The sequence below is a fragment of the Aquimarina sp. KJ22-3 genome (assembly GCF_055808215.1).
Genome location: NZ_CM147859.1, coordinates 1,121,073 through 1,146,981 on the forward strand (window position 1 = coordinate 1,121,073; position 25,909 = coordinate 1,146,981).

Annotated in this window: 25 protein-coding genes; 23 read left to right on the plus strand and 2 right to left on the minus strand. The window is 35.7% G+C overall.

Annotated elements, in window-relative coordinates; genetic code table 11:
* The first annotated feature begins 68 nt into the window (after nt 1–68).
* On the plus strand, nt 69–1,373 hold the full coding sequence (locus AC0L3Q_RS04755) for a glycoside hydrolase family 1 protein (RefSeq protein WP_473285537.1): 1,305 nt from the start codon (nt 69–71) through the stop codon (nt 1,371–1,373).
* Here the strand turns inward: AC0L3Q_RS04755 and AC0L3Q_RS04760 are convergent.
* Complete coding sequence (locus tag AC0L3Q_RS04760; protein WP_073315489.1) at nt 1,356–1,817, minus strand: Lrp/AsnC family transcriptional regulator; 462 nt, start codon at nt 1,815–1,817, stop codon at nt 1,356–1,358. The genes AC0L3Q_RS04755 and AC0L3Q_RS04760 overlap by 18 nt on opposite strands.
* Nucleotides 1,818–1,986: 169 nt before the next feature.
* On the opposite strand from AC0L3Q_RS04760, the gene AC0L3Q_RS04765 reads away from it, so the two are divergent.
* The 6 genes from AC0L3Q_RS04765 (at nt 1,987) to AC0L3Q_RS04790 (ending at nt 8,540) form a co-directional block, all read left to right on the plus strand.
* A complete protein-coding gene (locus AC0L3Q_RS04765; protein WP_473285538.1) occupies nt 1,987–2,961 on the plus strand; it encodes an NAD-dependent epimerase/dehydratase family protein in 975 nt (324 codons plus the stop codon).
* A gap of 45 nt (nt 2,962–3,006) precedes the next feature.
* On the plus strand, nt 3,007–4,194 hold the full coding sequence (kbl, locus tag AC0L3Q_RS04770; protein WP_473285539.1) for a glycine C-acetyltransferase: 1,188 nt from the start codon (nt 3,007–3,009) through the stop codon (nt 4,192–4,194).
* 358 nt (nt 4,195–4,552) lie between these two features.
* Complete coding sequence (locus tag AC0L3Q_RS04775; protein ID WP_473286885.1) at nt 4,553–5,365, plus strand: prephenate dehydratase; 813 nt, start codon at nt 4,553–4,555, stop codon at nt 5,363–5,365.
* On the plus strand, nt 5,362–6,555 hold the full coding sequence (locus AC0L3Q_RS04780) for a pyridoxal phosphate-dependent aminotransferase (protein ID WP_473285540.1): 1,194 nt from the start codon (nt 5,362–5,364) through the stop codon (nt 6,553–6,555). Before AC0L3Q_RS04775 ends, AC0L3Q_RS04780 begins: the two co-directional genes overlap by 4 nt.
* 5 nt (nt 6,556–6,560) lie before the next feature.
* Nucleotides 6,561–7,409: a prephenate dehydrogenase gene (locus AC0L3Q_RS04785; protein WP_473285541.1), complete on the plus strand. Its 849-nt coding sequence runs from the start codon at nt 6,561–6,563 to the stop codon at nt 7,407–7,409.
* Nucleotides 7,410–7,457: 48 nt separating this feature from the next.
* Nucleotides 7,458–8,540, plus strand: coding sequence for a chorismate mutase (locus AC0L3Q_RS04790; protein WP_473285542.1), 1,083 nt, complete (start codon nt 7,458–7,460; stop codon nt 8,538–8,540).
* A 53-nt stretch (nt 8,541–8,593) separates the two neighbouring features.
* Here AC0L3Q_RS04790 and AC0L3Q_RS04795 read toward each other — a convergent pair whose 3' ends face one another.
* A complete protein-coding gene (locus AC0L3Q_RS04795; RefSeq protein ID WP_473286887.1) occupies nt 8,594–9,028 on the minus strand; it encodes a hypothetical protein in 435 nt (144 codons plus the stop codon).
* Nucleotides 9,029–9,162: 134 nt separating this feature from the next.
* Here AC0L3Q_RS04795 and rsgA point away from each other — a divergent pair, with 134 nt between their 5' ends.
* From rsgA to AC0L3Q_RS04875, 16 genes are all read left to right on the plus strand, one after another.
* On the plus strand, nt 9,163–10,113 hold the full coding sequence (gene rsgA, locus AC0L3Q_RS04800) for a ribosome small subunit-dependent GTPase A (RefSeq protein ID WP_473285543.1): 951 nt from the start codon (nt 9,163–9,165) through the stop codon (nt 10,111–10,113).
* Between the two features lie 165 nt (nt 10,114–10,278).
* A complete protein-coding gene (dtd, locus tag AC0L3Q_RS04805) occupies nt 10,279–10,731 on the plus strand; it encodes a D-aminoacyl-tRNA deacylase (protein ID WP_473285544.1) in 453 nt (150 codons plus the stop codon).
* 22 nt (nt 10,732–10,753) lie between these two features.
* Complete coding sequence (locus AC0L3Q_RS04810) at nt 10,754–12,667, plus strand: DUF3857 domain-containing protein (protein WP_473285545.1); 1,914 nt, start codon at nt 10,754–10,756, stop codon at nt 12,665–12,667.
* Complete coding sequence (locus AC0L3Q_RS04815) at nt 12,667–14,688, plus strand: transglutaminase (protein ID WP_473285546.1); 2,022 nt, start codon at nt 12,667–12,669, stop codon at nt 14,686–14,688. The genes AC0L3Q_RS04810 and AC0L3Q_RS04815 overlap by 1 nt, the downstream gene beginning before the upstream one ends.
* A gap of 2 nt (nt 14,689–14,690) precedes the next feature.
* A complete protein-coding gene (locus AC0L3Q_RS04820; protein WP_473285547.1) occupies nt 14,691–16,268 on the plus strand; it encodes a DUF3857 domain-containing protein in 1,578 nt (525 codons plus the stop codon).
* 5 nt (nt 16,269–16,273) lie between these two features.
* On the plus strand, nt 16,274–16,729 hold the full coding sequence (locus AC0L3Q_RS04825) for a hypothetical protein (RefSeq protein WP_473285548.1): 456 nt from the start codon (nt 16,274–16,276) through the stop codon (nt 16,727–16,729).
* A 2-nt stretch (nt 16,730–16,731) separates the two neighbouring features.
* Nucleotides 16,732–17,058, plus strand: coding sequence for a nucleotide pyrophosphohydrolase (locus AC0L3Q_RS04830; RefSeq protein ID WP_073315477.1), 327 nt, complete (start codon nt 16,732–16,734; stop codon nt 17,056–17,058).
* A complete protein-coding gene (locus AC0L3Q_RS04835) occupies nt 17,058–17,315 on the plus strand; it encodes a hypothetical protein (RefSeq protein ID WP_473285549.1) in 258 nt (85 codons plus the stop codon). The genes AC0L3Q_RS04830 and AC0L3Q_RS04835 overlap by 1 nt, the downstream gene beginning before the upstream one ends.
* The gene (locus AC0L3Q_RS04840; protein ID WP_473285550.1) at nt 17,315–18,535 is read left to right on the plus strand and encodes a 3-phosphoshikimate 1-carboxyvinyltransferase; all 1,221 of its coding nucleotides are present in this window, start codon (nt 17,315–17,317) and stop codon (nt 18,533–18,535) included. The genes AC0L3Q_RS04835 and AC0L3Q_RS04840 overlap by 1 nt, the downstream gene beginning before the upstream one ends.
* 111 nt (nt 18,536–18,646) lie before the next feature.
* The gene (gene queA / locus AC0L3Q_RS04845; protein WP_073315474.1) at nt 18,647–19,696 is read left to right on the plus strand and encodes a tRNA preQ1(34) S-adenosylmethionine ribosyltransferase-isomerase QueA; all 1,050 of its coding nucleotides are present in this window, start codon (nt 18,647–18,649) and stop codon (nt 19,694–19,696) included.
* Nucleotides 19,697–19,989: 293 nt separating this feature from the next.
* On the plus strand, nt 19,990–20,922 hold the full coding sequence (locus tag AC0L3Q_RS04850) for a chalcone isomerase family protein (protein ID WP_473285551.1): 933 nt from the start codon (nt 19,990–19,992) through the stop codon (nt 20,920–20,922).
* 106 nt (nt 20,923–21,028) lie between these two features.
* Nucleotides 21,029–22,069: a dual-specificity RNA methyltransferase RlmN gene (gene rlmN / locus AC0L3Q_RS04855; RefSeq protein ID WP_473285552.1), complete on the plus strand. Its 1,041-nt coding sequence runs from the start codon at nt 21,029–21,031 to the stop codon at nt 22,067–22,069.
* Nucleotides 22,070–22,158: 89 nt separating this feature from the next.
* The gene (locus tag AC0L3Q_RS04860; protein ID WP_473285553.1) at nt 22,159–23,136 is read left to right on the plus strand and encodes a polyprenyl synthetase family protein; all 978 of its coding nucleotides are present in this window, start codon (nt 22,159–22,161) and stop codon (nt 23,134–23,136) included.
* A 158-nt stretch (nt 23,137–23,294) separates the two neighbouring features.
* Complete coding sequence (locus AC0L3Q_RS04865) at nt 23,295–23,864, plus strand: RNA polymerase sigma factor (protein ID WP_473285554.1); 570 nt, start codon at nt 23,295–23,297, stop codon at nt 23,862–23,864.
* The gene (locus AC0L3Q_RS04870) at nt 23,845–24,678 is read left to right on the plus strand and encodes a hypothetical protein (RefSeq protein WP_473285555.1); all 834 of its coding nucleotides are present in this window, start codon (nt 23,845–23,847) and stop codon (nt 24,676–24,678) included. Before AC0L3Q_RS04865 ends, AC0L3Q_RS04870 begins: the two co-directional genes overlap by 20 nt.
* A 74-nt stretch (nt 24,679–24,752) precedes the next feature.
* Nucleotides 24,753–25,823, plus strand: coding sequence for a coiled-coil domain-containing protein (locus tag AC0L3Q_RS04875; protein WP_473285556.1), 1,071 nt, complete (start codon nt 24,753–24,755; stop codon nt 25,821–25,823).
* The last annotated feature ends 86 nt before the right edge of the window (nt 25,824–25,909 follow it).

Here is a 25,909-nt window from a genome sequence, read left to right on the forward strand (position 1 = left end):
CTATATTCTTTTTTTGGAAAAGGATTGTTCAAACATTAAACCTCACAGCTTAATATTTTGTGAGATTTATGAATGATCTTATCTGGGGAGTTACTATTGCTGCTGCTCAAACAGAAGGTGCTTATAATATTGACGGTAAAGGCGCTTCTGTCTGGGACAAGTTTACAGAAAAACGCAGAAAAATTAAAGACGGATCTAACGCCAAAGTAGCCATAGATTTTTATCATCGTTACCAAGAGGATATTGATTTGGCCGCACGTATTGGGCTGAAAATATTTCGATTTTCAGTTTCCTGGCCCAGAATACTACCTGAAGGAACTGGAAAAATCAACCTCAAAGGAATTGAATTTTACAACAAAGTTATCGATTATTGCCTAGAAGCGGGGCTGGAGCCTTGGATTACCACCTATCATTGGGATTTGCCACAAAAACTTCACGAATTAGGGGGTTGGACTAATAGAGATGTGGTGAGTTGGTATACAGACTATGTAGCAGTGCTACGAGATCATTTTGCAGATAGAGTTACCCATTGGATTTTGATAAATGAAGGGATTGTTTGTATGGGAGGAGGGTATTTTCTAGGAGTGCATGCTCCTGGAAAAATAGGAATTAGTAATTTTTTGGCTAGCACACATCATTTGTTACTAGCACAGGCAAAGGGATTTAAGGTTTTAAAACGGAAAGAAGGATTGCAAGTAGGAACCGCAATAAGCTGCACCAAAATTGAGCCCTACAAAAACACTTCGAGAGACATCCAAACCGCAAAACGTATTGACACACTCATGAATCGCTTGTTTATAGAGCCTCATTTAGGTATGGGATATCCTGAAGAAGATTTACCCATACTGAAAGGAATGTCAAAATATTGCAAGGAAAATGATATTCAAGATCTTGCTGCAGATTTTGATTTTTGGGGGATACAAACGTATACTAGAGAAGTGGTAAAAAGTGCCTGGTATATCCCATATTTAGGAGCTATGCTAGTCAAACCAAAACATAGAAACGTAGAAACATCCATAATGGGATGGGAAACATATTCAGATGGGATTCCCTACTTTTTGGAACGATTTGCAAAGTATGATCCCGATAAACCATTATGGTTGTCGGAGTGTGGTATGGCATTAGCTGAGGATGAAGATGATTCCAAAAGAATTGACTATTACAAAAAAGTAATAGTGGGTATGGATACCGTTTTGAGAAACGGAGTTCGTCTACAAGGAATTCTACTATGGACTTTGGTAGACAACTTCGAATGGGCCGAAGGGTATATACCTAAATTTGGCATTGCAAGTTTTGACCCAATTACTTTGGATCGAACCCTTAAAAAAACAGCACATTGGTTACAAGACTATTTATCAAATGTAAAATTCTGAAGTGTGTTTAATTTCCTTCAATACAAACGTACTGTTTAGAACTCCTATATTTTCAATTTTGGATAGTTTAGATTTTACAAAATCATGATATTCCTCTAGACTTTTGGTGTGAATTTTTAAGATGAAATCTACCTGCCCAGCCATGTGATAACATTCTTGTACTTCTTGCAAATTTTGGATTTGTTCTTCAAACTTTTCGATAAAAGCTTCATTATGATATCTCATAGATACCTGGCAGATGGTCGTAATTGATCTATCGATTAGTTTTTTGTCCAGTATGGCTACGTATTTTTTGATAAACCCTTGATGTTCTAACCGACGGATTCTCTCATAGACTGGAGAAGGCGTAAGATTGAGAATTTTCGCAATCTCTTTTGCGGTTTTTTTAGAATCCTCTTGTAGTATTCGAAGTATAGTGATATCCGTTTGATCTAATTGTTCCATGCTGAAAAAATTACTTTTGACCACCTGTTTTTAACTTTTTAAAAGTAAAAAATGTGGTTATTTGTGTTTGATGCAGTAAAAATAACTTAATTTTTTCTTATTCATGGCTGATATATGGTTATTTGCTACTTTAGTAAGTAAATAACGCTTTTTGTAAAAGGAATACAATATGAAGACGGTAGTTTTAATAATAGGAGCAAACGGACAGTTAGGATCCGTACTTACTACGGCTTTGCAGGATAAATTTGGAACCAATAATGTTATTGCTTCAGATTTAAGAAAGAGAGACGGATATAAAGGAATTTTTGAAGTTATCGATGCTACAGATATCCATCGTATCGAAGAGGTAGTTCAAAAATATGAAGTGACTCAGATTTATCATCTGGCAGCCATCCTTTCTGCAAAAGGAGAAGAAAATCCATTGCAAACCTGGGATATCAATATGAAAACCCTTTTCAATGTTTTGGAGGTATCCAGGAAACAAGATATAGAAAAGGTGTTCTTTCCTAGTTCTATTGCTGTTTTTGGTGAAGGAGCTCCTTTAGATAATACGCCCAATACTGCTTATTTGGATCCCGCAACGGTTTACGGTATTAGTAAGGCAGCTGGAGAAAACTGGGCTCAATACTATTTCCTAAAGTATGGATTGGATGTGCGATCAATTAGATACCCTGGAGTTATTGGTTATCAGTCTTTGCCAGGAGGAGGAACTACCGATTATGCAGTAGATATATATCACAAAGCAGTGCTAGAAGAAAAATTTGATTGTTTTTTGAAAGAGGATGCTACGCTTCCTATGATCTTTATGGAAGATGCTATTCGAGCAACTATAGAGTTGATGGAAGCACCAAAAGAAGTGATCACCATGAGAACTTCTTATAATATTGCTGGGGTAAGCTTTTCTCCTTCAGAAGTCGTTGCAGAAATTCGTAAATTATATCCAGATTTTGATGTGGTATATAATCCGGATTTCAGACAGGAAATTGCTTCAAAATGGCCAAAGTCGATAGATGACTCAAAAGCAAGGCAAGACTGGGGTTGGGAACCTTCTTATGATCTGGAAGGAATAACCACAACGATGATACAGCAACTAAAGAAAAAGTACAAAACAGGTTCAAAAAATCTGGAAATGCTAGCGCTCTAAGCTTTCATTATTTTAAAAACAACAGAATAACAAAACAACAAAAATATGTTTACCAATATAAAAGAAGATATTCAAAAGGAGCTCGACGAAATTAAAGAAGCGGGTTTATATAAGTCAGAGCGAATTATAACTACACCGCAAGGTGCAGAAATAGATACTACCAAGACACAACATGTACTTAATTTTTGTGCTAATAATTATTTGGGGCTTTCATCGCATCTGGATGTTATTGAAGCAGGAAAACAAGCGATCGACTCTCATGGGTATGGATTGTCTTCGGTGCGCTTTATTTGTGGGACACAAGATATTCATAAAGAATTGGAGCGTAAAACCGCTGAGTTTTTAGGAATGGAAGATTGTATTCTTTATGCAGCTGCTTTTGATGCTAACGGAGGAGTTTTTGAACCCATACTTGGCCCAGAAGATGCGATCATTTCTGATGCATTAAATCATGCTTCTATTATTGATGGGATACGTTTGTGTAAGGCAAAACGCTTTAGATACGAGCACAATAACATGGTAGACCTAGAAAAGAAGTTAAAAGAAGCAGAAGGGAGTAGAAGAGTATTAATTGTTACCGATGGTTCTTTTTCTATGGACGGTACCATAGCTCAGCTAGATAAAATTTGTGATTTGGCAGATCAGTACGGAGCTATGGTTATGATTGATGAATGTCATTCTACGGGTTTTTTGGGTAAAACAGGAAGAGGTACTCATGAGTATAGAGATGTGATGGGACGTGTCGATATCATTACAGGAACTTATGGTAAAGCACTTGGAGGAGCTTCTGGAGGATTTACAGCAGCTAGAAAAGAAATTGTGGATATGCTTAGGCAACGTTCCAGACCTTATTTGTTCTCGAATACAGTGGCTCCTTCTATTGTTGGTGCTTCGATCAAAGTTTTGGATTTATTAAGTGCTTCAACAGAATTGAGAGATAAGCTCGAAAAGAATACAAAGTATTTTAGATCCGAAATGACCAAGGCAGGATTTGATATCCTAGCAGGTGATCATCCCATCGTTCCGGTGATGCTATACGATGCCAAATTGGCTCAGGAGTTTGCTGCCAAGTTGTTGGACGAAGGAATTTATGTAATCGGATTCTTTTATCCTGTGGTTCCCAAAGGGAAAGCAAGAATTAGAGTTCAGTTATCCGCTGGGCACGAGCAACACCACTTAGAAAAAGCGGTAGCCGCATTTACTAAAATTGGTAAAGAACTGGGTGTGATTTAATTACGAACGTTTGTTAGTGGTTGAAATGCTGAAAAATTTATAACAGACAAGCATTTTTGTTTCGAATATAATAGCGATAGCCGCTCTTTATTTAGAATTTGATGATAATGTGTTTTTGGTAGTGAAAAAAATGAAAAAATATTTTGAATCATTATAGATTTAACTACTTTAGCACTGTAATACTGAACGAAATGAACAACGTATTTACTTGGAACCGATTTTATTTTTTCTTCTTTTATTTTAAAAGTAAGATCGGGATTGCTATGTAAATACTAGTGAAAACATATCATAAGAATCCCGATGAAAAATCGGGATTTTTTTTGACATAAAATAAACAACGTTTGAGAAAAAAGTTGCAATACAAGGAGTAAAAGGATCTTACCATCATGGAGTGGCACAAGCCTATTTCGGAAAAGACATAGAGGTCGATGAATGTATGTCGTTTCAGGAATTGGTGGTGAGTTTAGAAAATAACAGAAGTACAGATGCTGTCATGGCTATAGAAAATTCTATTGCGGGATCAATTATTCCTAATTATGCATATATAGATGAGCATGATCTCACGATCAATGGAGAATATTTTCTACCCATTCATCATTGTTTGATGGCAATAGAAGGGCAGCAAATTTCTGATATAAAAGAAGTGTATTCTCATCCAATGGCTTTGTTACAATGCAAGGATTTTTTCAGGAAACATCCCCATATCAAATTGGTTGAGGATGCGGATACCGCAGATGTAGCAAGAAGAATTCGAGAACAACAGTTGCTGGGAGTGGCAGCAGTTGCTGGCGAAACGGCAGCGTCTATTTATGAGTTGAGTATTTTGGCAAGAGAGATTCAGACTATTAAGTCAAATAGTACACGTTTTTTTGTGCTTAATGCAAAGTCCGAAGCAAAAACACCAAAGGATCAGATCAATAAAGCTTCTTTAAAGTTTCATACAGATCACAAAAGAGGAAGCCTGGCCACAGTGCTTAATGTAATGAGTGATTGCAATTTGAACTTAACGAAGATTCAATCCTTACCCATTATAGATATGCCCTGGAAGTATTCCTTTTTTGTAGATGTTACTTTTCACAATTATGAAGATTACCAAAAGGCAATGTCGATTTTAAAAATCATGGCATTAGAATTAAAGGTGTTAGGAGAATATAAAAATCAAAACGGATGAACATTCAAACAGCAAAAAGGTTAGATACGGTAGAAGAATACTACTTTTCTACAAAATTGAGAGAAGTACGTGAGTTAGCCTCTTCGGGAAAACCGATACTTAATATGGCTATTGGAAGTCCTGATTTAGACCCCCCAATAGAAGTGGTAAAAGCAATTCAGGAAGCCGTTTTAGAACAAGGAGCACATAAATATCAAAGCTATCAAGGATTGCCTGAGTTGCGTGAAGCCATTGCAGATTTTTATAAAACAAAATATGCAGTAGATCTGAACCCTAAAAATGAAATTCTCCCGCTTATGGGATCCAAAGAAGGTGTAATGCATATTTCTTTGGCGTATCTTAATGAGGGGGATGAGGTGTTGGTGCCAAATCCAGGATACCCAACCTATACTTCGGTAACCAAATTAGTGGGGGCAACGCCAGTTTTTTATGATTTGGTAGAAGAGAACGGATGGGAACCTGATTTGCATAGCCTTTCAAAAAGAGATTTGAGCAAAGTGAAATTAATGTGGATCAATTATCCACATATGCCAACTGGGGCATCCGGGAATGTAGAGATGTTTCAAAAAATAGTGGATTTTGCTAAAAAACATAGCATCTTATTGGTGAAAGATAATCCGTATAGTTTTATATTAAATGATAGCCCTGTAAGTATTCTCTCTATCCCAGGAGCAAAGGAAGTTGCGTTGGAGCTTAATTCTCTTAGTAAAACATTTAATATGGCCGGTTGGCGTGTGGGTATGGTGAGTGGCAGTGCTGATAAAATCGAGGCTATACTAAAAGTGAAAAGTAATATGGATAGTGGGATGTTTCAAGGAATACAAAAAGGTGCTATTGCTGCATTAAAGATTTCGAATGGATGGTACGATAAAATGAACGCTATTTATGCCGAAAGAAGAGAGCTAATCTGGGAATTAGCTTCAAAATTGGGATGTACTTTTGATAAAGCTGCCAAAGGAATGTTTGTATGGGCAAAATTACCCGAAGGACTAGAAGCAATACCTTTTACGGACTATGTGCTCTATAAAAAAGACATCTTTGTTGCTCCAGGAGATATTTTTGGTAGTAATGGAAAAGGATATATTCGTTTCTCCTTATGTGTTACAAAAGAAAATATTAAAGAAGCTATTCAGCGATTTGAAAACGAGGAATTACAGTTTAGTAGAGAACTAATGAACCAAAAGGCTTAACAGCTATGAATGTATTTATTATAGGAGTAGGTTTAATAGGAGGATCTTTTGCGATCGATATCAAGGCAGCTTTTAATGATGCTCAAATATTTGGTATTGATGGTAACCCTGAACATTTGGAAAATGCAATTTCTTTGGGTTTTATAGACCATGCTTCCGATTTTGATCAACTCGAGCAAGCCGATGTAGTGATCATTGCAATACCTGTAGACGCTACAGTAAAGATACTACCCGAGGTGCTTGATCAGGTTAATGATGATTGTTTGGTTTTTGATGTAGGTTCTACCAAGAAAAAACTGTGCAAAATTGTAGAGGATCATGCTAAACGAAGAAACTATCTAGCAGCACACCCTATTGCTGGTACCGAATTTTCTGGGCCAAAAGCGGCAATCGCTAATTTATACCGTGGTAAAACCAATATCATTTGCGAGGTAGAAAAAACGGCTTTTAAATTACAGGAAAAAGGCATGGAGATTTTTTCTAGATTAGGTATGAGAATCCGCTATATGGACCCGGTGTCGCATGATAAGCATATTGCATATGTATCTCATTTGTCTCATATAAGTTCATTCATGCTTGGTAAAACCGTGATAGAGAAAGAGAAAAATGAAAGAGATATTTTTGATATGGCAGGAAGTGGTTTTGCTTCTACAGTACGATTAGCCAAAAGTTCTCCTGCCATGTGGACTCCAATTTTCAGACAAAACAAGGAAAATGTTATTGAAACATTACAAGAATACATCAACAACCTTAATCATTTTAAAGAATTGATGGAGAGGGATAAATTTGATGAAATCAATCAGGAAATGGAAAATACCAATTATATAAAAACAATTTTAAAAGGAATTTCATAATAGAAAGTAAATTAAAACGACTATAAACATAACGTATAAAAGATAGCGATGGAAAATAAGAAGGAACTTAGAACATGGTTAGATAACTACAATCTCGATCACCCCTTGGTAATTGGTGGTCCTTGTAGTGCTGAGACCGAAGATCAAGTGTTAAAAATTGCACATCAACTTAAAGATTCTGATGCCACAGTATTACGTGCAGGAATCTGGAAACCCAGAACTCGACCAGGGAATTTTGAAGGAGTAGGTGCTCTTGGATTAAAATGGTTACAACGCGCAAAAGAAGAAACAGGCCTTAAAATTGCGACCGAGGTAGCAAATCCTCATCATGTAGAGCTGGCCTTGGAACATGGAGTAGATGTACTATGGATTGGCGCGAGAAGTACGGTTTCGCCATTTATTGTTCAGGATATCGCTGATGCTTGTAAAGGAATAGACAATCCGGTTTTAATTAAGAATCCAATCAATCCTGATCTTTCGCTTTGGTTGGGTGCTGTAGAGCGCTTTTATACCGCAGATGTAAAGAATTTGGGAGTGATCCACAGAGGATTTTCGACCTATGAAAAAACAAAATATCGCAACATTCCAGAATGGCAGATTCCTATCGATCTACAAAATCGTTTTCCAGATTTACCACTGATCTTAGATCCTTCACATATTGCAGGAAGAAGAGATCTTATTTTTGATCTTTCGCAAACCGCACTGGATCTCAATTTTGATGGATTGATTGTAGAAACACATTACGACCCGGATAATGCATGGAGTGATGCAAAGCAACAAATTACCCCAGAAACATTAATTCAGTATATGAAAGATTTAAAAATCCGAAAAGAAGTTGGTGTGGATGAGGCTTATCAAAAAGCATTAAACGAGCTTCGAGCAAAAATAGATGTTGTAGATAATCAATTGCTGGATGTATTGTCTAGGAGAATGAAAATTTCTGACGAAATTGGTAAAGTGAAGGCAAAACAGAACGTAGCGATCCTTCAGTCTAAAAGATGGAATGAAATTTTGGGTAAAATGATTCTTGAAGGAGAGGAAAAAGGACTAAGTGAAGAATTTATGCTTAGAATTTATAAAGCGATTCACCAAGAGTCAATTAATCATCAAAAGAAAGTAGCACGAGGATAATATAAAAGCCACTCAAGTAGGTTTCGTGAGTGGCTTCTTTTTATATAAATAGTTTATTTTTTTCTTTTGAAGGTATATCGAGTGATATAAATCCCGTTTCCATCGCCTTTACCGCCAAAACTTTCAACACCGCTGTTTACAAAAGTTAATTCCCAACCTTGAGTAGACATCTCGTTAAGTTTTGAAGTAACAATGGCATCGTTTGCTGCAATATTTTGAAAACGGATTCCACCAAGGTTAAAGAAGTTTAAGAGTTTGGTTTCATCAAAGCCCTTTACTCTAATTTCTCCTCGGTTTGATTTATTTCTTTTGTCATCCTCACCTGTACGTGTAGAAGTAAATTCTTTGTAATCTCTTATTTCGTTACTGGTAAGCATTCTGGACCTACCAAGTCCGCTAGGAACAATAGATTCGATAACCGTTACAATTTGATATTCGTAGACATCTTGAGCAAAAGTCGTGTTTAAACCAAGAACAAGTAGTGCAATTAGTGTTAAGTTTTTTTCATAATGATTTCAATTTTAAGATTAATATCAGCTAACTTATCAATTGGCATGCCATTTTTTTCAAACAAAGAAAAATTAGGTGCTAAATAAACTTTAATATTCGCATCTTTGTGCTCATGACAGGTACAGTTTATAAATCTACTGGGAGTTGGTATACTGTTAAAACACAGGATGGTAAAACTTATGAATGTAGGATAAAGGGGAAGTTTAGGATTCAGGGTATAAAAAGTACAAATCCTGTGTCGGTAGGAGATGTCGTAGATTTTAAATTGGAGAGTAAAAATGATCAGGAAACAGGTGTTATAGGACATATACACGAGCGCCGAAATTATATCATTAGAAAATCTGTAAACCTTTCAAAGCAAACCCATATCATAGCAGCGAATATAGATGTGGTCTTTTTGTTAATTACACTAAATAACCCACCAACGTTTACCGCATTTATAGATCGATTTTTGGTAACCGCAGAAGCATATGGTATCAAAGCAGTATTGTTGTTTAACAAGGTCGATACGTATAATGAGGAAGAGCTTTTGGAAATAAAATATCTCGCTGCGTTGTATAGAGAGATAGGGTATGAATGTATCGGGATTTCTGCAAAAACAGGAAAAAATATAGATAAGGTTACGTCCTTAATGGAAGACAAAGTTTGTATGTTTTCGGGACATAGTGGAGTTGGTAAATCTACCCTGGTCAATTTGATAGAGCCTAATTTATCATTAAAAACTGCAGAAATTAGCGAACAACATCAGCAAGGCCAGCACACCACAACTTTTGCAGAGATGTTTGACTTGAGTATAGGGGCAAAAATTATCGATACTCCGGGTATCAAGGGATTTGGAGTAGTGGATATGGATAAAGAGGAAGTAGGAGATTATTTTCCAGAGTTTTTTGCCTTAAAAGCTCAATGTAAATTCAACAATTGTTTACACATCAATGAACCCAAATGCGCAGTCAAATTAGCTTTGGATAATGGAGAAATTGCGTGGTCTAGATACAAAAGTTACTTGCAAATACTCGAAGGGGATGAGGAGCACTACCGTAAAAATAATTATGATGAAGAATAATTTTTTTGAAAGGTAAGGGTAACATTTTAGAAATTCATGAAATACATAGGTAAGGAAACAAAAAACTAAGTTTCAAAAAATGAAACTGGTACTGCATATACTTGCAAATACATGAGATGATTTTTCTATTGTATTGTAAAGTTATAGGCTAAAGTTAAGTAATGTATGAGAGCTGTAATACAAAGAGTGACCGAAGCTTCAGTTTTGGTAGATCAAAAATTAGTTTCTAGCATACAGTCTGGTTTGCTCATTTTGTTAGGGATAGAAGAGCAAGATACAGAAGAAGATATTATATGGCTATCTGGGAAAATTGCCCGTTTACGCATTTTTGGAGACGAAAATGGGGTCATGAACAAGAGTGTGCTGGATGTAAATGGAGATGCAATTGTGGTAAGTCAATTTACTTTGCATGCTAGCACAAAAAAGGGAAATAGACCTAGTTATATAAAAGCTGCAAAACCAGATATATCCATACCATTATACGAGCGTTTTGTTAACCAACTTGAAACCGAATTAGATAAAAAAGTAGGGACCGGAATCTTTGGAGCAGATATGAAAGTTTCTTTGCTCAACGACGGACCGGTAACCATAATAATAGATACCAAAAATAGAGAATAACCACTCCAAAAAATAAATAGACATGTTCAAAAATGTACCACCCTTTGTGGTAGTGATCCTTGTATTGTGTTTTGTTAAAACTTCGGCGCAAGAAGAAGTAGATTTGAAGTTCTCTTCAATAGACACGACGCTTCTTAAAGATGCCAACGCAGTAGTTAGGTCTGAAGATGTACAGATAGAAATTAATGCTATCAACTCCATTACTGTTAAAAATAAAAGGATTGTTACGGTCCTTAATAAATATGGACGAGGCTATGCAGACTCTTTTGAGGGGTATGACCCTTCTATAAAAATTAAAAAGCTTGAGGCTACGGTCTACGATGCCTATGGAAAAGAAATTAAAAAATATAAAAAGAAGGATTTCAGGGATAGGAGTAGACATGATGGTATTTCCTTGATGAATGATGATCGAATGTTGTATTTTGAATATACTCCAGTAGATTACCCGTATACATTGGTGTTTGAGAGTGAAGTGCAAAAATCATCTACTGCGTTTATTACTCCATGGGTGCCTTTAATGGGGTATAGACTAGGTGTACAAAAATCTTCCTACACGATCGTAAATAATACTGATATTTCTATTCGGTATAATGAAACAAATTTTGAAGGTTTTCCCGTGAAAAAAGACGAATCGGATGGTAAAAGAAAATATACCATTGATCGGATGCCTTCAAGATTACGAGAAGTGCTAAGTCCTTCATACAGGAATACAGTTCCCATGGTAAGAGCTACCTTGAATGAATTTTATCTCCAGGGAGTAAAAGGAGCAGCCACAGATTGGAAGACCATGGGAAAATGGCAATATGATAAGTTGCTGACCGGAAGAGATGAATTGTCGCAAGAAACCATAAACGAAGTTGGAAAACTAACAGAGGGTTTAACTACAAAAAGAGAAAAGGCAAAACGAATTTATGAATATGTACAGGGAAAAACCAGATACATCAGTGTGCAGTTGGGAGTTGGGGGTTGGATGCCTTTTTTGGCAAGTGATGTAGACCGATTGGGATACGGAGATTGTAAAGCACTTACCAATTATACCAAAGCCCTATTGGATAGTCAAGGGATATTATCATATTATACCGTGGTTTTTGCAAACGAAAGAAGAGATATTGATCCGGATTTTGCGGCCATGCAAGGAAATCATGTTATTCTCAATATCCCAGAAGAAGATGAAGATATTTGGTTAGAATGTACCAGCCAAACTGCTCCCTTTGATTTTATCGGTGATTTTACAGATGATCGAAATGTCTTGGTCGTAACACCAGAAGGAGGAGAAATTAAAAGAACCAAACGTTACGAACCCGAAGAAAATATGCTTCATACTCAAGCGACTATTAATTTGGGGTCAGATGCTTCTATGGTTGCCGAAATTAAAAGAGAGTCCAAAGGATTAGAATATGATTGGAATAATGGTATTCGATTCGAGACACCCAAAGATCAAAAGGTGTATTATAAGGAACTGTGGGGGTATGTAAATAACCTGGAAATTAATTCGCTAAATTTTGAAAACGACGTAGATGCGATTGCATTTAACGAAGAGGTCAAGGTTTCATGCAGGAATTATATGAAGAAGGTAGGGAATCGTTTATTGGTGGCTCCAAATGCTTTTAGTTGTGATCAAAGTAATCTTCCAAAGTACAAGGATAGAAAAATGCCGTTAGAAATATCCGCAGGCTATGTCAATACCGACGAGTATATTATTCATGTCCCTCAGAGATACGCTGTTTCCAGTATTCCGGACAAAAAAATAGTAGAAACAGAGTTCGGAAAATACTCTTGGGAATTAGAAAAAATAGATGATACCAGTTTAAAATTCAAAAGATACCTCAAGATCAAGGATGGTACATTTCCAAAAGAAAAATACGAAGAGTATCGCAAGTTTAGAGCAGATATCAAGAAAATCGATAAATCCAAAATTGTACTAAAACAACTTTAATGAATAATTTTAAATACTTAATCACCTCTTTCATTTTGATTTTTTCAATCGGAATGTCTTATGGTCAGAAATACGAATTTGGAAAGGTTTCAAAAGACGAACTATTGGAAAAATCCTATCCATTTGATAGCAGTACAAATGCAGCAGTATTATACGAAAACAAAAAAGTATGGTACGAATATACAAAGGGACAAGGATTTCAATTGATTACAGAGGTGTATCAACGAATCAAATTATATAATAAAAACGGATTCGAACATGCGACTCATGAGGTGCTACTATATAGAAATAGTAGTGATAAAGAAAAAATAAGCGGTTTAAAAGGAGTGTCTTATAGTTTGGTTGATAATAAAATCAACGAAACAAAATTGGACAAAGATGAGATTTTTGAAAATGAATACTCAGAGAATTATAACGAGGTAAAGTTTACGATGCCTTCGTTGTTAGAAGGGTCAATAGTTGAATTTAAGTATAAAATAACTTCTCCTTTTATCTATAGTATTGACAAGATATACTTACAACAGAGCATACCTATTAAAAAACTGGAAGTCTCAGTAAATACTCCAGAATATTATAATTTCAAAAAATACACTACAGGGTATTTGCCGATTAACCTCAAAGAATCTAGTCGCAATAAGAATATTTCTTTTAACTCAAGATGGAGGAGGAATGGAAGCGTACATCCTCGATTCTCAGTTAATCATGTTGATTATACAGTCAATATAAATAACATTACGTCTACCAATGTTCCTGCATTTATAGAAGAACCGTATTCGGGAAATCCAGAAAACTATTTGTCTTCGATACTTTTTGAACTTCAGTTTACGCGCTTTGGTAATTCAATAGAAAACTACGCTACCACCTGGGAGGCGGTTGCAAAATCTGTCTTCGAGAATCCTAGATTTGGGAATGAATTAGAAAGAACTGCTTATTTCAAAAAAGACATTGACCAGCTTTTGGGAACGACTACTGATCCTATCAAAAAGGCACTTTTGATCTACGGTTTTGTGCAAGAAAAAATGAATTGGAATAATAAGTATGGGGTAGTAACAAGAAATGGAGTTAAAAAAGCGTATGCAGATGGTGTTGGTAATTCTGCAGAAATTAATTTAATGTTGATTGGGATGTTGAAATATGCAGGCGTAGAGGTTAATCCTGTATTAGTGAGCTCCGTTCGAAAGACGATCTCATTATTTCCAACATTAGAAGGGTTTGATTATGTAATTGCAAGAGTAAAATCAGGAGATCAAATTCTGTTCTTGGACGCTACAGATAAATATGGAGAACCTAATATTCTTCCCTATAGAGTAGTACATGGTTCAGGTAGAATAATATCCGAAAAAGGGACATCTCAGTTAATAGATTTTCGACCAAAGCAACCCGCTATGGGAAGATTCAGCCTGCAATGTAAATTGGGCGAGGATGGAGTAATCACCGGAAAAACGAATTTATATCACAAAGATTATCTGACACACTCATTTCGTACTGCCCATGCGATAAAGGATAAAGAGACCCAAACAAAAAGGCTTAAAAAGAGATATGAAATTACAGATTTAAGTAATTACGAATTGAAAAGTGTTGATAAATTAGGGGAACCTATAACAGAAAGGTTCGAGTTTACCGTAGAGGACCAGGCAGAAGTAATCGAAGACGAAATATACTTTGCGCCCCTACTTTTCTTGAGAGATAAAGAAAATATCTTTAAGTCCAATGAACGTTTATATCCAGTAGATTTTGGGTATGGGTATGCTAATCAGATGATGGTTTCTATTCAAATACCCGAGGGTTATGAGGTTTCAGAAATACCCAAAAGTCAAGCTTTTAAATTACCAGGTGATATGGGTAGTTTTGTTTATAGATCAAATGTAAATGCTGATAAAGTTCAGATCACTATTTCTGAAAATTTGAAAACTCCATTTATTCCAGCAGAATATTATCCTACACTCAAACAATTTTATAACCAGATCATTCAAAAAGAAAATGATCATGTAGTCTTAAAAAAATATAAACCAATCAAATAATTATGAATCCTATAAATAAACTGCTGCTAACAGGAATATGTATACTATCCTTTTATATATCTTCCGGACAAGAATATAAGTTTGGAAAGGTGTCCAAAGCAGAATTGGAAGAACGGTCTTATGAAGCAGATAGTACTGCAAATGCGGTGATTCTTTATGATAAAAAAGAAGTGTACTACGAATACAACCCTACCGTACGATGGTTTCTTTTAATAACTGAAGTACATCGTCGGGTAAAACTATATAACAAGAATGGATTTGATTATGCTTCGGATGATTTTTTATTGTATAAGAATGAAAGAGCAGAAGAGAGAATGAGTGATTTAAAAGGCTATACCTATTCTCTTGATGGAGGTAAGGTGATCAAAACAAAGCTGCAAAAAGATGGGATTTTTGAGAATGAGTTTTCTGAAAATTATGATCAGATCAAATTTACCATGCCAGAGCTTCAGGATAATTCGGTAATAGAATATAAGTATAAGATTATTTCGCCATTTGTTTACAATATTGATAGGATTGTGCTTCAAGATCAGATTCCAATCAAAAAACTAGATGTGAGTATAAAAATGCCGGAGTATTTTAATTTTAAAAAATTCACTACTGGTTATTTACCTATAGATTTAAAAGAATCCAACGCTGATGGAAGCTTCATTTATACTCCAAACCGAGCTAAATTTTTTGATGTAGAATCAAGATCTTATGGGTCAAATCGACCTAAGGATAAACCTACACCAATAGACTACAAAATTATTGTAAACTCTATTTCATCTACAGATGTTCCGGCGTTCAAAACGGAAGCTTATTCAGGTAATATCAATAATTACGTTTCTTCTTTGGTATACGAACTTCAGTTTACCAAGTTTGGAACCTCTATAGAAAACTATGCAACCACCTGGGAGGAAATTATCAAGAAAATGTATTCCAGAGCAGATTTTGGTGGGGAACTAAATAAAACAAATTACTACAAAGAAGATATTGATCAATTAGTTGGTGGGATTAGTGATCCTATAAAAAAGGCGGGATTGATCTTTGGTTTTGTAAAACAAAAAATGAATTGGAACGGTAATTATCGGGCTACAGTGCAGTCCGGTGTTAGAAAAGCATATAAAGAAGGTACAGGCAATGTGGCTGATATTAACCTGATGCTTACTTCGATGCTAAATCATGCAGGAGTAAAAGCTAATCCAGTGTTGGTTACCTCTAATCAAAAAGTAACTTCTCTGTTTCCTACCTTGGGCGGATTTGATTATGTGATCACCAGAGTTAAATTGCCTAATGGTAATAGTATTTATCTGGACGCCACAGATAAATATGGGGAACCTAACGTACTTCCCAATCGGGTAATACAGGGTACAGCTAGAATTATAGCAGAAAATGGTAAATCACAACGTTTAAACCTCAGACCAGGCAAGCCTTCATTAAACCGAAGTAGCTTGCAGTACGAAATTGATACTAATGGAACGGTTAAAGGAAAATCTAATATGTATCATTTGGATTACCTGGCCCATAATTTTCGTGACCGATTCGGAATTTATGATCAGAAGTCTCAGGAAAAAGAATTCTTAAAAAATACGAAATAGATGAATTGATAAATTATGAGGTGAAAGGTGCTAATCAATTGGGGAAACCGGTCAATGAGCGATTCGAATTTGTGGTAGAAGACCAAATTGAAGTGATAGATAATGAAATGTTCTTCTCACCTTTATTATTTTTGCGTAACAAAGAGAATATATTCAAATCTGATGATCGAAGATATCCTGTAGATTTTGGATATGGTTTTTCGGATGTGTATATGGTAAATATTAAGATACCAGAAGGATACGAGATAGCAGAGTTGCCCGAGTCAGGAGGATTTAAACTACCTGATGATTTAGGGTCATTTTCGTTTAATGCTAAAATCGTAAATGGAATGATTCAAATTTCAGTTACCGAAACCATTAATTCGGCGCTGATATTACCAGAATATTATCCTTCGATCAAAGAGTTTTATAACAAAATCATTGAAAAAGAGAGCGACCAGGTGGTTCTTAAAAAAATATAAGTATGAATATTCAAAATGCACAGCAAGCAGTAGATGATTGGATCAAAAATCATGGAGTACGTTATTTCAATGAGTTAACCAATATGGCTCAACTTACTGAAGAAGTAGGTGAAGTAGCACGAATTATTGCTCGACGTTATGGAGAGCAAAGTGAGAAAGAGAGTGATAAAAATAAGGATCTGGGAGAAGAGTTGGCAGATGTGCTTTTTGTAGTACTTTGTCTTGCCAATCAAACAGGAGTGGATCTGCAGGATGCTTTTGATAAAAAATTGGATCTCAAAACAAAAAGAGATCACGATCGCCATCATAATAATGAAAAATTAAAATAATGTTTTTCTCTATAATATCTTCAAAGAAATATTGGGCTACCGTTGGCTTTATTGGACTTGGTTTTGTCATTATTTTTAGCATTATCGAGCATTTTATGCATTTTAAGGGGTTGGCTTTTAGCGCTTTTGTCGAAGAACGAGTCGCAGATGGTAGATGGATGCGTTATGTATTTTCCCGCTTGGTTGGAGGCTTAACCTATGGGATGATCTTTGGATATTATTTAGAATTTAGAAAACGCAAATCAAATCGACAATAATGAATTTGAAATTACAGCAAGTATCAGCTATAAAAAGTGGTGCTTTACAGATAACGGGGTCAAAAAGCGAAACCAATAGACTTCTTATTTTACAAGCGTTATATCCCAATATAAAGATTGAAAACGTATCTAATAGTGATGATTCTGTACTTATGCAAAGAGCTTTGGCTAGTACAGATGAAACCGTAGACATCCATCATGCGGGAACAGCGATGCGTTTCTTAACAGCTTATTTTGCTTTGAAAGAAGGTAGGAAAACTACGCTTACCGGAAGTAAAAGAATGCAGGAAAGGCCTATAAAGATTTTGGTAGACGCCCTTCAGCAATTGGGATGTGATATCAAATATGAAAAAGAAGAAGGGTACCCCCCAATTAATATACTGGGAACAAAACCAGAAGCGAATAAAGTAGAGTTACAGGCCAATGTAAGCAGTCAATACATTTCTGCCTTGATGTTAATGGCATCCTCATTACCCAATGGATTAGAGATAGCGTTAAAAGGTAAGGTGACCTCGGTGCCATATATCAATATGACGCTTAGTTTACTAGAAGATGTTGGAATTAAAGGTACTTTTAAAGATAATGTAATAACTATACCGGAAAATAAAAACGATATCGATAACACTATTGTCGTAGAGTCGGATTGGAGTTCTGCGTCTTATTTTTATAGTATTGTTGCGCTGTCTCAAAATGCAGAAATCACTTTAGGAAGTTATAAGAAGAAAAGCTATCAAGGTGATTCTTCTTTAGCCACTATTTACAAGAATCTAGGAGTTGAAACGGTTTTTGGCGATCATACGGTAACACTCAAAAAAAATGATACCACCAATTATGAAGCGCTTCATGGTTTGGACCTATCCAATTCGCCAGATATAGCGCAAACCATTGCGGTAACCTGTTTTGGATTGGGGATATCTTGTTATCTAACCGGTTTACACACCTTGAAGATCAAAGAAACAGATCGATTAGAGGCCTTGAAAACCGAAATAGAGAAATTAGGAGGTGAGGTTGAGATAACAGAAGACAGTTTGCGATTGGCAGCTTCTAATCGTATGGAAGAAGACGTACTAATAGGAACATACCATGACCATAGAATGGCAATGGCATTTGCTCCTCTGGCGCTTAGAACTTCATTATCGATAGAAGACGCAGATGTAGTATCCAAATCATATCCAGATTTTTGGAGAGATCTCGAGAAGTTAGGTTTTACGCTGGGGTAGTATTTGTTACACTTCCAAAGCCCTTACAACAGAAGAGTTAAAATATATGGCATTTTACTTGACAACCCCTGTCACGAGATTGTATATTTGCATCTTCAAAAAATAAATCTAATGAAGTTATCGCATTTCAATTTTAACCTTCCACAGGAGTTGTTGGCCGAATATCCAGCAGAGAATAGAGACGAAGCTCGTCTTATGGTTCTTAACAGAAAGGATCAAACCATCGAACATAAACAGTTCAAAGATCTAATAGATTATTTCGAGCCTAATGATGTAATGGTAGTAAATAATACCAAAGTTTTTCCTGCCAGACTGTATGGAAATAAAGAAAAAACAGGAGCTAGAATTGAAGTGTTCTTACTACGAGAATTAAATTCTGAAACTCGCCTTTGGGATGTATTGGTTGATCCGGCAAGAAAAATTCGTATCGGAAACAAACTTTATTTTGGAGATGACGAGAGTCTAGTAGCAGAGGTAATTGATAATACAACTTCGAGAGGACGTACGTTACGTTTTTTGTATGACGGTTCTTACGATGAGTTCAGACAGAAACTGACAGATTTAGGAGAAACACCACTTCCTAAATACATCAAAAGAGATACAGAGCCAGAGGATGAGACACGTTACCAAACGATATATGCAAAAAATGAAGGTGCTGTAGCAGCCCCTACTGCTGGACTTCACTTTTCTAAACATTTGATGAAGCGTTTAGAGATAAAAGGAGTAGATTTTGCAGAAATTACTTTACACGTTGGTTTAGGTACATTTAATCCGGTAGAGGTAGAGGATCTATCAAAACATAAAATGGATAGCGAAGAAGCATTCATTACTGCTCAGGCAACCAATGTGATCAATTCAGGTATTGCTAATAAGCAAAGAATATGTGCAGTAGGAACTACGGTGATGAGAGCTTTAGAGAGTTCTGTTTCTTCAGAGAAAACACTTAATGAGTTTAGAGGATGGACGAATAAGTTTATCTTCCCGCCATATGACTTCAGTATTGCTAATAGTATGATTACTAATTTTCATACGCCAAAATCTACATTGTTAATGATGGTTTCTGCATTTGCAGGACATGATTTTGTAAAAGAAGCATATGAAGAAGCGGTAAAAGAAAAATATAAGTTTTATTCCTATGGAGATGCAATGTTAATCTTGTAATCAAAATAGCAAAGCATTGAGGAAAACCCTGTTTAACGATATTTTGAGCAGGGTTTTTTGTTATATTCTTAAAAATTAAGGTGTTAAAGTGGTTTTTATGAAAAAAAAGTGTTATTTTCGCGGCGACAAAAATTTACGGTTTTACCGTAATTAAATATTGCGCTTTGTCGATGATTTGTGTTTTTTGTCGAAAATAACATATTGAATACAGAATATCGGGGTACTTTTTATAGAATTGGACCGTTTTTTGTTTTCCTGTTAAAAAACCTTGAACAAAACCTAAATAGATAATGATGAAAAAAGTATTGTGTTGCCTTACATTTTTTACTGTTGTATGCTCTTTGGCCCAAACAAAAGTCGGTGTAGTTCGTTTTAATGATACTGATAAATTCGGAGAAACGGAATTGATGCTTAATGGAGCCGGAGAACGAGAAAAATTATATGCGATTGGATTATATCTTGACTTCGAAGTAGAAGGACCAGAAGATGGAGTAAAAGTAGCCGAAAAGGATAAAGAAATGGCGGTTACGATCAAAGTGCTATCTTCTATGAATCAAAAAGGCCTTGAAAAATTAATCAGAGGTGGAATCGAAGTAGCTACCAATGGTAATAGCTTCAAATTAGAAGATCAAATTCGTAAGTTTATTGGACTTCTTCCTAATGATGTTAAGAAATTTGATATCATCAAAATATTACATACCAAAGGTGGGAAATTAACTGTTTTCAGAAATAGAACCATTCTAGGTACCATGACCAATATGGAGTTCAAAACGGCATTGTTTAAAATTTGGTTAGGTGAAAATCCTGTAGATTATGATTTGAAAGAGAATCTATTGGCTGCCTACAAACCAAATCCTGTATTAGGGAAATGGAGAATGATTGATAAAGAATCTGGAGTTGCTTTAAGCGTGGTTCAGGTGTATATCATCGACGGTAAAGTTTTTGGTACTGTCGAAAAAATGATGAGAGAGTCTGAAAGAGATGATGTTTGTTTCAAATGTACTGGAGAAGACAAAAACAAAAAGATAGAAGGAATGACTATCCTTAAAAACTTGCGCTTTAGTGGTGATAAATATGATGGTGGTACTTATACCAATGTATGGACCGGAGAAAAAGCCGACTGTCAAATTTGGACAGAAGAAGAGAAGCGCGATGTACTTTATGTAAAGTACAAAGGTGGTGGAGGAGTACATGAATGGAGAAGAATAAAGGAGTCTAAGAAATAATTCCTCGAGAAATAGAGAAAACAATGAAGCCCTCAGCACTGTACTGAGGGTTTTTTGTTGTCAATAATATTTGTGTCGGTAGCACAATATCTTTTACTTTTGCAAGATGGCAGTAAAGAAAAAAGACATACGAGCATATACAAAAGACCAATTGCGATCTTTTTTTGAGGAACATGGGGACAAAGCTTTTCGTGGGAATCAGGTATATGAATGGCTTTGGAACAAAGGAGCTCATAGTTTTGATGATATGACCAATATCTCCAAAGCAACGCGGCTCATGTTGGAGGAGAACTTTGTGATCAATCATATTCGAGTAGATCAAATGCAACGCAGTGCAGATGGTACTATAAAAAATGCAGTAAGATTGCATGATGGTTTGATTGTAGAATCTGTACTTATTCCGACTCCAACAAGAACTACTGCTTGTGTTTCTTCTCAAGTAGGGTGTAGTCTGGATTGTAAGTTCTGTGCAACAGCACGTTTAAAAAGAATGCGTAACCTTAACCCCGATGAGATTTATGATCAAGTGGTAGCCATTGATAAGGAAAGCAAATTGTACTACAATCGTCCGTTATCTAATATTGTATTTATGGGAATGGGTGAGCCTCTGATGAACTATAATAATGTGCTTAAAGCGATCGATAAAATTACATCACCAGAGGGATTAGGAATGTCTCCCAGGCGAATTACCTTGTCTACCTCTGGAGTGCCAAAGATGATCAAAAAAATGGCTGATGATGAGGTGAAGTTTAGGTTGGCAGTTTCTCTGCATTCGGCTTTAGATGATGTAAGAACGGCGATCATGCCTTTTAATGAGACCTTTCCACTCACAGACCTTAAAGAAGCGTTAGAATACTGGTATGCCAAAACAAAAAGTAGAATTACCTACGAGTATGTAGTTTGGAAAGGAATTAATGACAAGAAAAAAGATATTGATGCATTAATTAGGTTTTGCTCTTACGTACCCTGCAAGGTAAATTTAATAGAATATAACCCTATTGATGATGGCGAATTTCAGCAGGCATCATCGGCCGCAATAGATCAATATATTTCTGCATTAGAAAGTAAAGGGATTGTAGTAAATGTTCGTCGAAGTAGGGGAAAAGATATCGATGCAGCTTGCGGTCAATTGGCTAACAAATCTTGATTTTTCTTTATTAACACTATTAGGGTTTATCAAAAAACAAATTATACTATCTTCGTAGCAAATTATTAGTAGAATTATAATACCTCCTGTTGAAAGTTGTTGAGCAAATAAAGCTACCTATTATTGATGAAATGGAACTTTTCGAGAAAAAGTTTTCAGATTCAATGTCTTCAAAGGTGGCGCTCCTTAATCGTATTACACATTACATCGTAAACCGTAAAGGAAAACAGATGCGACCTATGTTTGTGTTTTTGGTGGCCAAACTGGTTTCTGGAGGAGAGGTAAACGAAAGAACTTATCGCGGCGCTTCGGTAATAGAATTAATTCATACCGCTACTTTAGTACATGATGATGTGGTGGATGATTCGAATCGCAGACGTGGCTTTTTCTCGATTAATGCGTTATGGAAGAACAAGATTGCGGTTTTGGTAGGTGATTATTTGTTGTCCAAAGGACTATTGTTGTCCATTGATTATGGAGACTTTGACTTACTTCGAATTATTTCTGTAGCAGTACGGGAGATGAGTGAAGGAGAATTACTACAGATAGAAAAAGCAAGAAAACTAGATATCACCGAAGATATTTACTATGAGATTATCCGCCAGAAAACAGCCACATTGGTTGCTGCTTGCTGTGGCTTAGGAGCTTGTTCGGTAGCTCCAGAAACTGAAGATGTCGAAAAGATGAGAAAATTTGGAGAACTTATAGGAATGGCGTTCCAGATAAAAGACGATCTTTTTGATTACGGTGATGCCGCTATAGGAAAACCCACAGGGATCGACATCAAAGAGCAAAAAATGACTTTGCCTTTGATTTATACGCTCAACAATTGCAGTAAGGATAAAAGAAAATGGCTGATTAACTCTGTAAAAAATCACAACAAAGACAAAAGGCGAGTAAAAGAGGTAATCGCTTTTGTAAAAGAAAGTGGAGGCTTGGAATACGCAATTAAAATCATGAACGATTTTAAGGATCAAGCCTTGTCCATTTTGTCAGAATATCCAAATTCGGATTACCGATCTTCACTAGAGCTTATGGTGAATTACGTAATTGACCGAAAAAAATAAAATATTTTTTAAAAATTTACTTACCTTTTAATCAGTAGTTTATAAAGGTCTTTTGGCATTTTTTTTGTGATTTATCAAAAAATAATAATGACATGGGCAACCATTTTATTTTCTTTGACGTCTATGCTAATAGAAGATCAAATTAATCACTCTTTACGTTGAAAGTAATTCAATTTTATAAAAGCGAAACGCAACTTATCAAAAAAGCCGCCAATCAGCAGCGGGATGCACAGCATCAGTTATACACTAAGTATGCGCCAAAGATGCTTAGTGTATGCAGGAGGTATATTAAAGATATCCAGTTTGCAGAGGATGTTATGCTCGGTGGTTTTTTGAAAGTATTCTTAAATCTGAATAAATTTAAGTTCGAGGGAAGTTTTGAAGGTTGGGTACGCAGAATTATGGTCAACGAATCAATTTCATTTTTAAGAAAAGAAAAGAAAATTTTCTTTACCGAAGAAATGCCAAATTACAAAGAAGAGTCCTGGAATAATATCAATACAGAATTAGAAGTAGAACAGATTCAGGAGTTGATCGATGGTCTTCCAGAAGGATATAGAATGGTGTTTGTATTGTATGCTGTAGAAGGGTACAAACATAGCGAGATTGCAAAAATGTTGGAGATTTCAGAAAACACATCGAAATCACAATTGTTTAAAGCAAGAAAAATGCTACAGCACAGAGTAAACCAACAAAATAAATTAAGTAATGGCGCCATTGAAATTTGAAGATAACATAAGAGAGAAGCTCGAAGAACGCGCTATAGAACCTACAGGAAATTCTTGGGAGAAGTTAGCGTCACAATTAGATGTACACGAAGCCAAGAAAAGAAAGAAAGATAACAAAATCTTATGGTACAGTATAGCTGCCGTTTTTGTAGGAGTATTAGTGGTAACAGCCGTATGGAAAAATAGAAGTCTTTCTGAAGACCCTAATAGGATTGAAATCGTAGATAGAAGTGATGAGATTTTGAAAAAAGACCAAACAGAAATCACACTAGATGAGCAGGAGAAGAAGGAGATTATTCCGGTAGAGGAAAAGAAAGAGGAAACAGTAATAATAGAAAAGGAAAAGTCTGAAGCAATTTCTGTAAAAAAACAACTTGCTGTAGATAATAAAGTAGCAGAGGCTACCAAAAGTAATAGCAATAAAGTAAAAGATACTTTTGAAAAAGTTGATCAAACCGAGTTAAACGAACAATTTGATACTAAAGAAGCTGTAGCAGCGACTTTAAATGAAAAAGAGATTTTACCTGTAGATGCCAATGTGATAGAAGAAAAAATAGCAGATGTATTAGCGCAGGTAGATGAGCTACAAAAAGATCAAAACGAAGTTACCGAAGAGGAGATCAATCAGCTATTGCGTAACGCACAACGAGAAATAACATCACAAAGAATATTAAAATCTAATACGGTTAGTGCATCGGCACTTCTGCAAGATGTAGAAGATGAAATCGATGAAACTTTTAAACAACGAGTTTTTGAAGCGCTTAAAACTGGTTTTAAGAAAGTAAGAACTGCTGTAGCAGAACGGGAAAATTAAGAATCATTCATCAATCAAGTTCTGCATAATCCCTTGATGAAAAGGGATTGTGCAGAATATCAAAATCAATTTAAATGAAGACATTAGTTACTATAGCTACAATCGTAGCCATGACATGTATTGCCCAATTTTCGGGAGCACAAGAAACCTCAGACAATACTAAAATCGAAAGATTAAAACAGCAAAAAGAGCAAATTATTACTGCAGAAAAAGAGGCACTTAAAGAAGAGGTAGAAGCAATAAACAGGCGATTAGAGGATAACGAAATTACCAAAGCAGAAGCCCAAGAATTAAAGGAAGAAGCGGCCAAGGCTCATGCCTTAAATATCGAAAATGGATTGGCTATTTTGGATAATCGAATCGCACTTTTAGAGAGAAATGGAGACGAATACCTGGGAACGGGTGCCGAAAAACTAGAGATAGGTTTGGGAGCCAAAGATCTGGAAGATGGAGATATTTTGTTTGGGATCCAGATTAAAAACGTAAAAGAGAAAGAAATAAAATACGATAGAAGAACCACATCGGATCTGGTGGTAGCTTTCGGATTAAATAATGCTATTGCAGAAGGGCAGTCGTTAGACGATCTAGACTATAGGATAGCAGGTAGTCGATTTTTTGAATTAGGTTGGGCCTGGAAGACAAGAGTATTTAAGAATACTAATTTCCTAAGATTTAAATATGGTATCTCCTATGTGTCAAATGGGTTAAAACCTACAGGAAACCGATATTTTGTAGAAAATGGCAATCAAACGAATTTGGAAGAGTTCCCGGTAGAGCTTGACAAATCCAAATTTAGAATGGATAATATTGTGGTGCCTGTGCATTTCGAGTTTGGTCCTTCGAGGGTAAAAGAAACCGAAAAAAGCATTAGATATTATACCGCTCGAAAATTTAGAATCGGAATTGGAGGATACGTAGGAGCCAATATAAGTACGCGTCAAAAACTGAAATTCAAAGAAAATGGCGATAAGGTAAAAGACAAGATTAAAAGAGATTATAATACCAGTGATTTGATTTATGGAGTAAGTTCGTATTTGGGTTTTGGAGATATGTCTTTTTATTTGAAATATGATATCTCTCCAGTTTTCAGAAACGCTGAAATTGAGCAAAATAATGTGTCTCTTGGATTGCGATTTGACCTTTAATCGATTAATATTATCGATGAACTATCTTAGTAGTTAGAAACGAGTGAAATCAAATCTTTAAAATATTTTTAAAATAGTTATTAGAC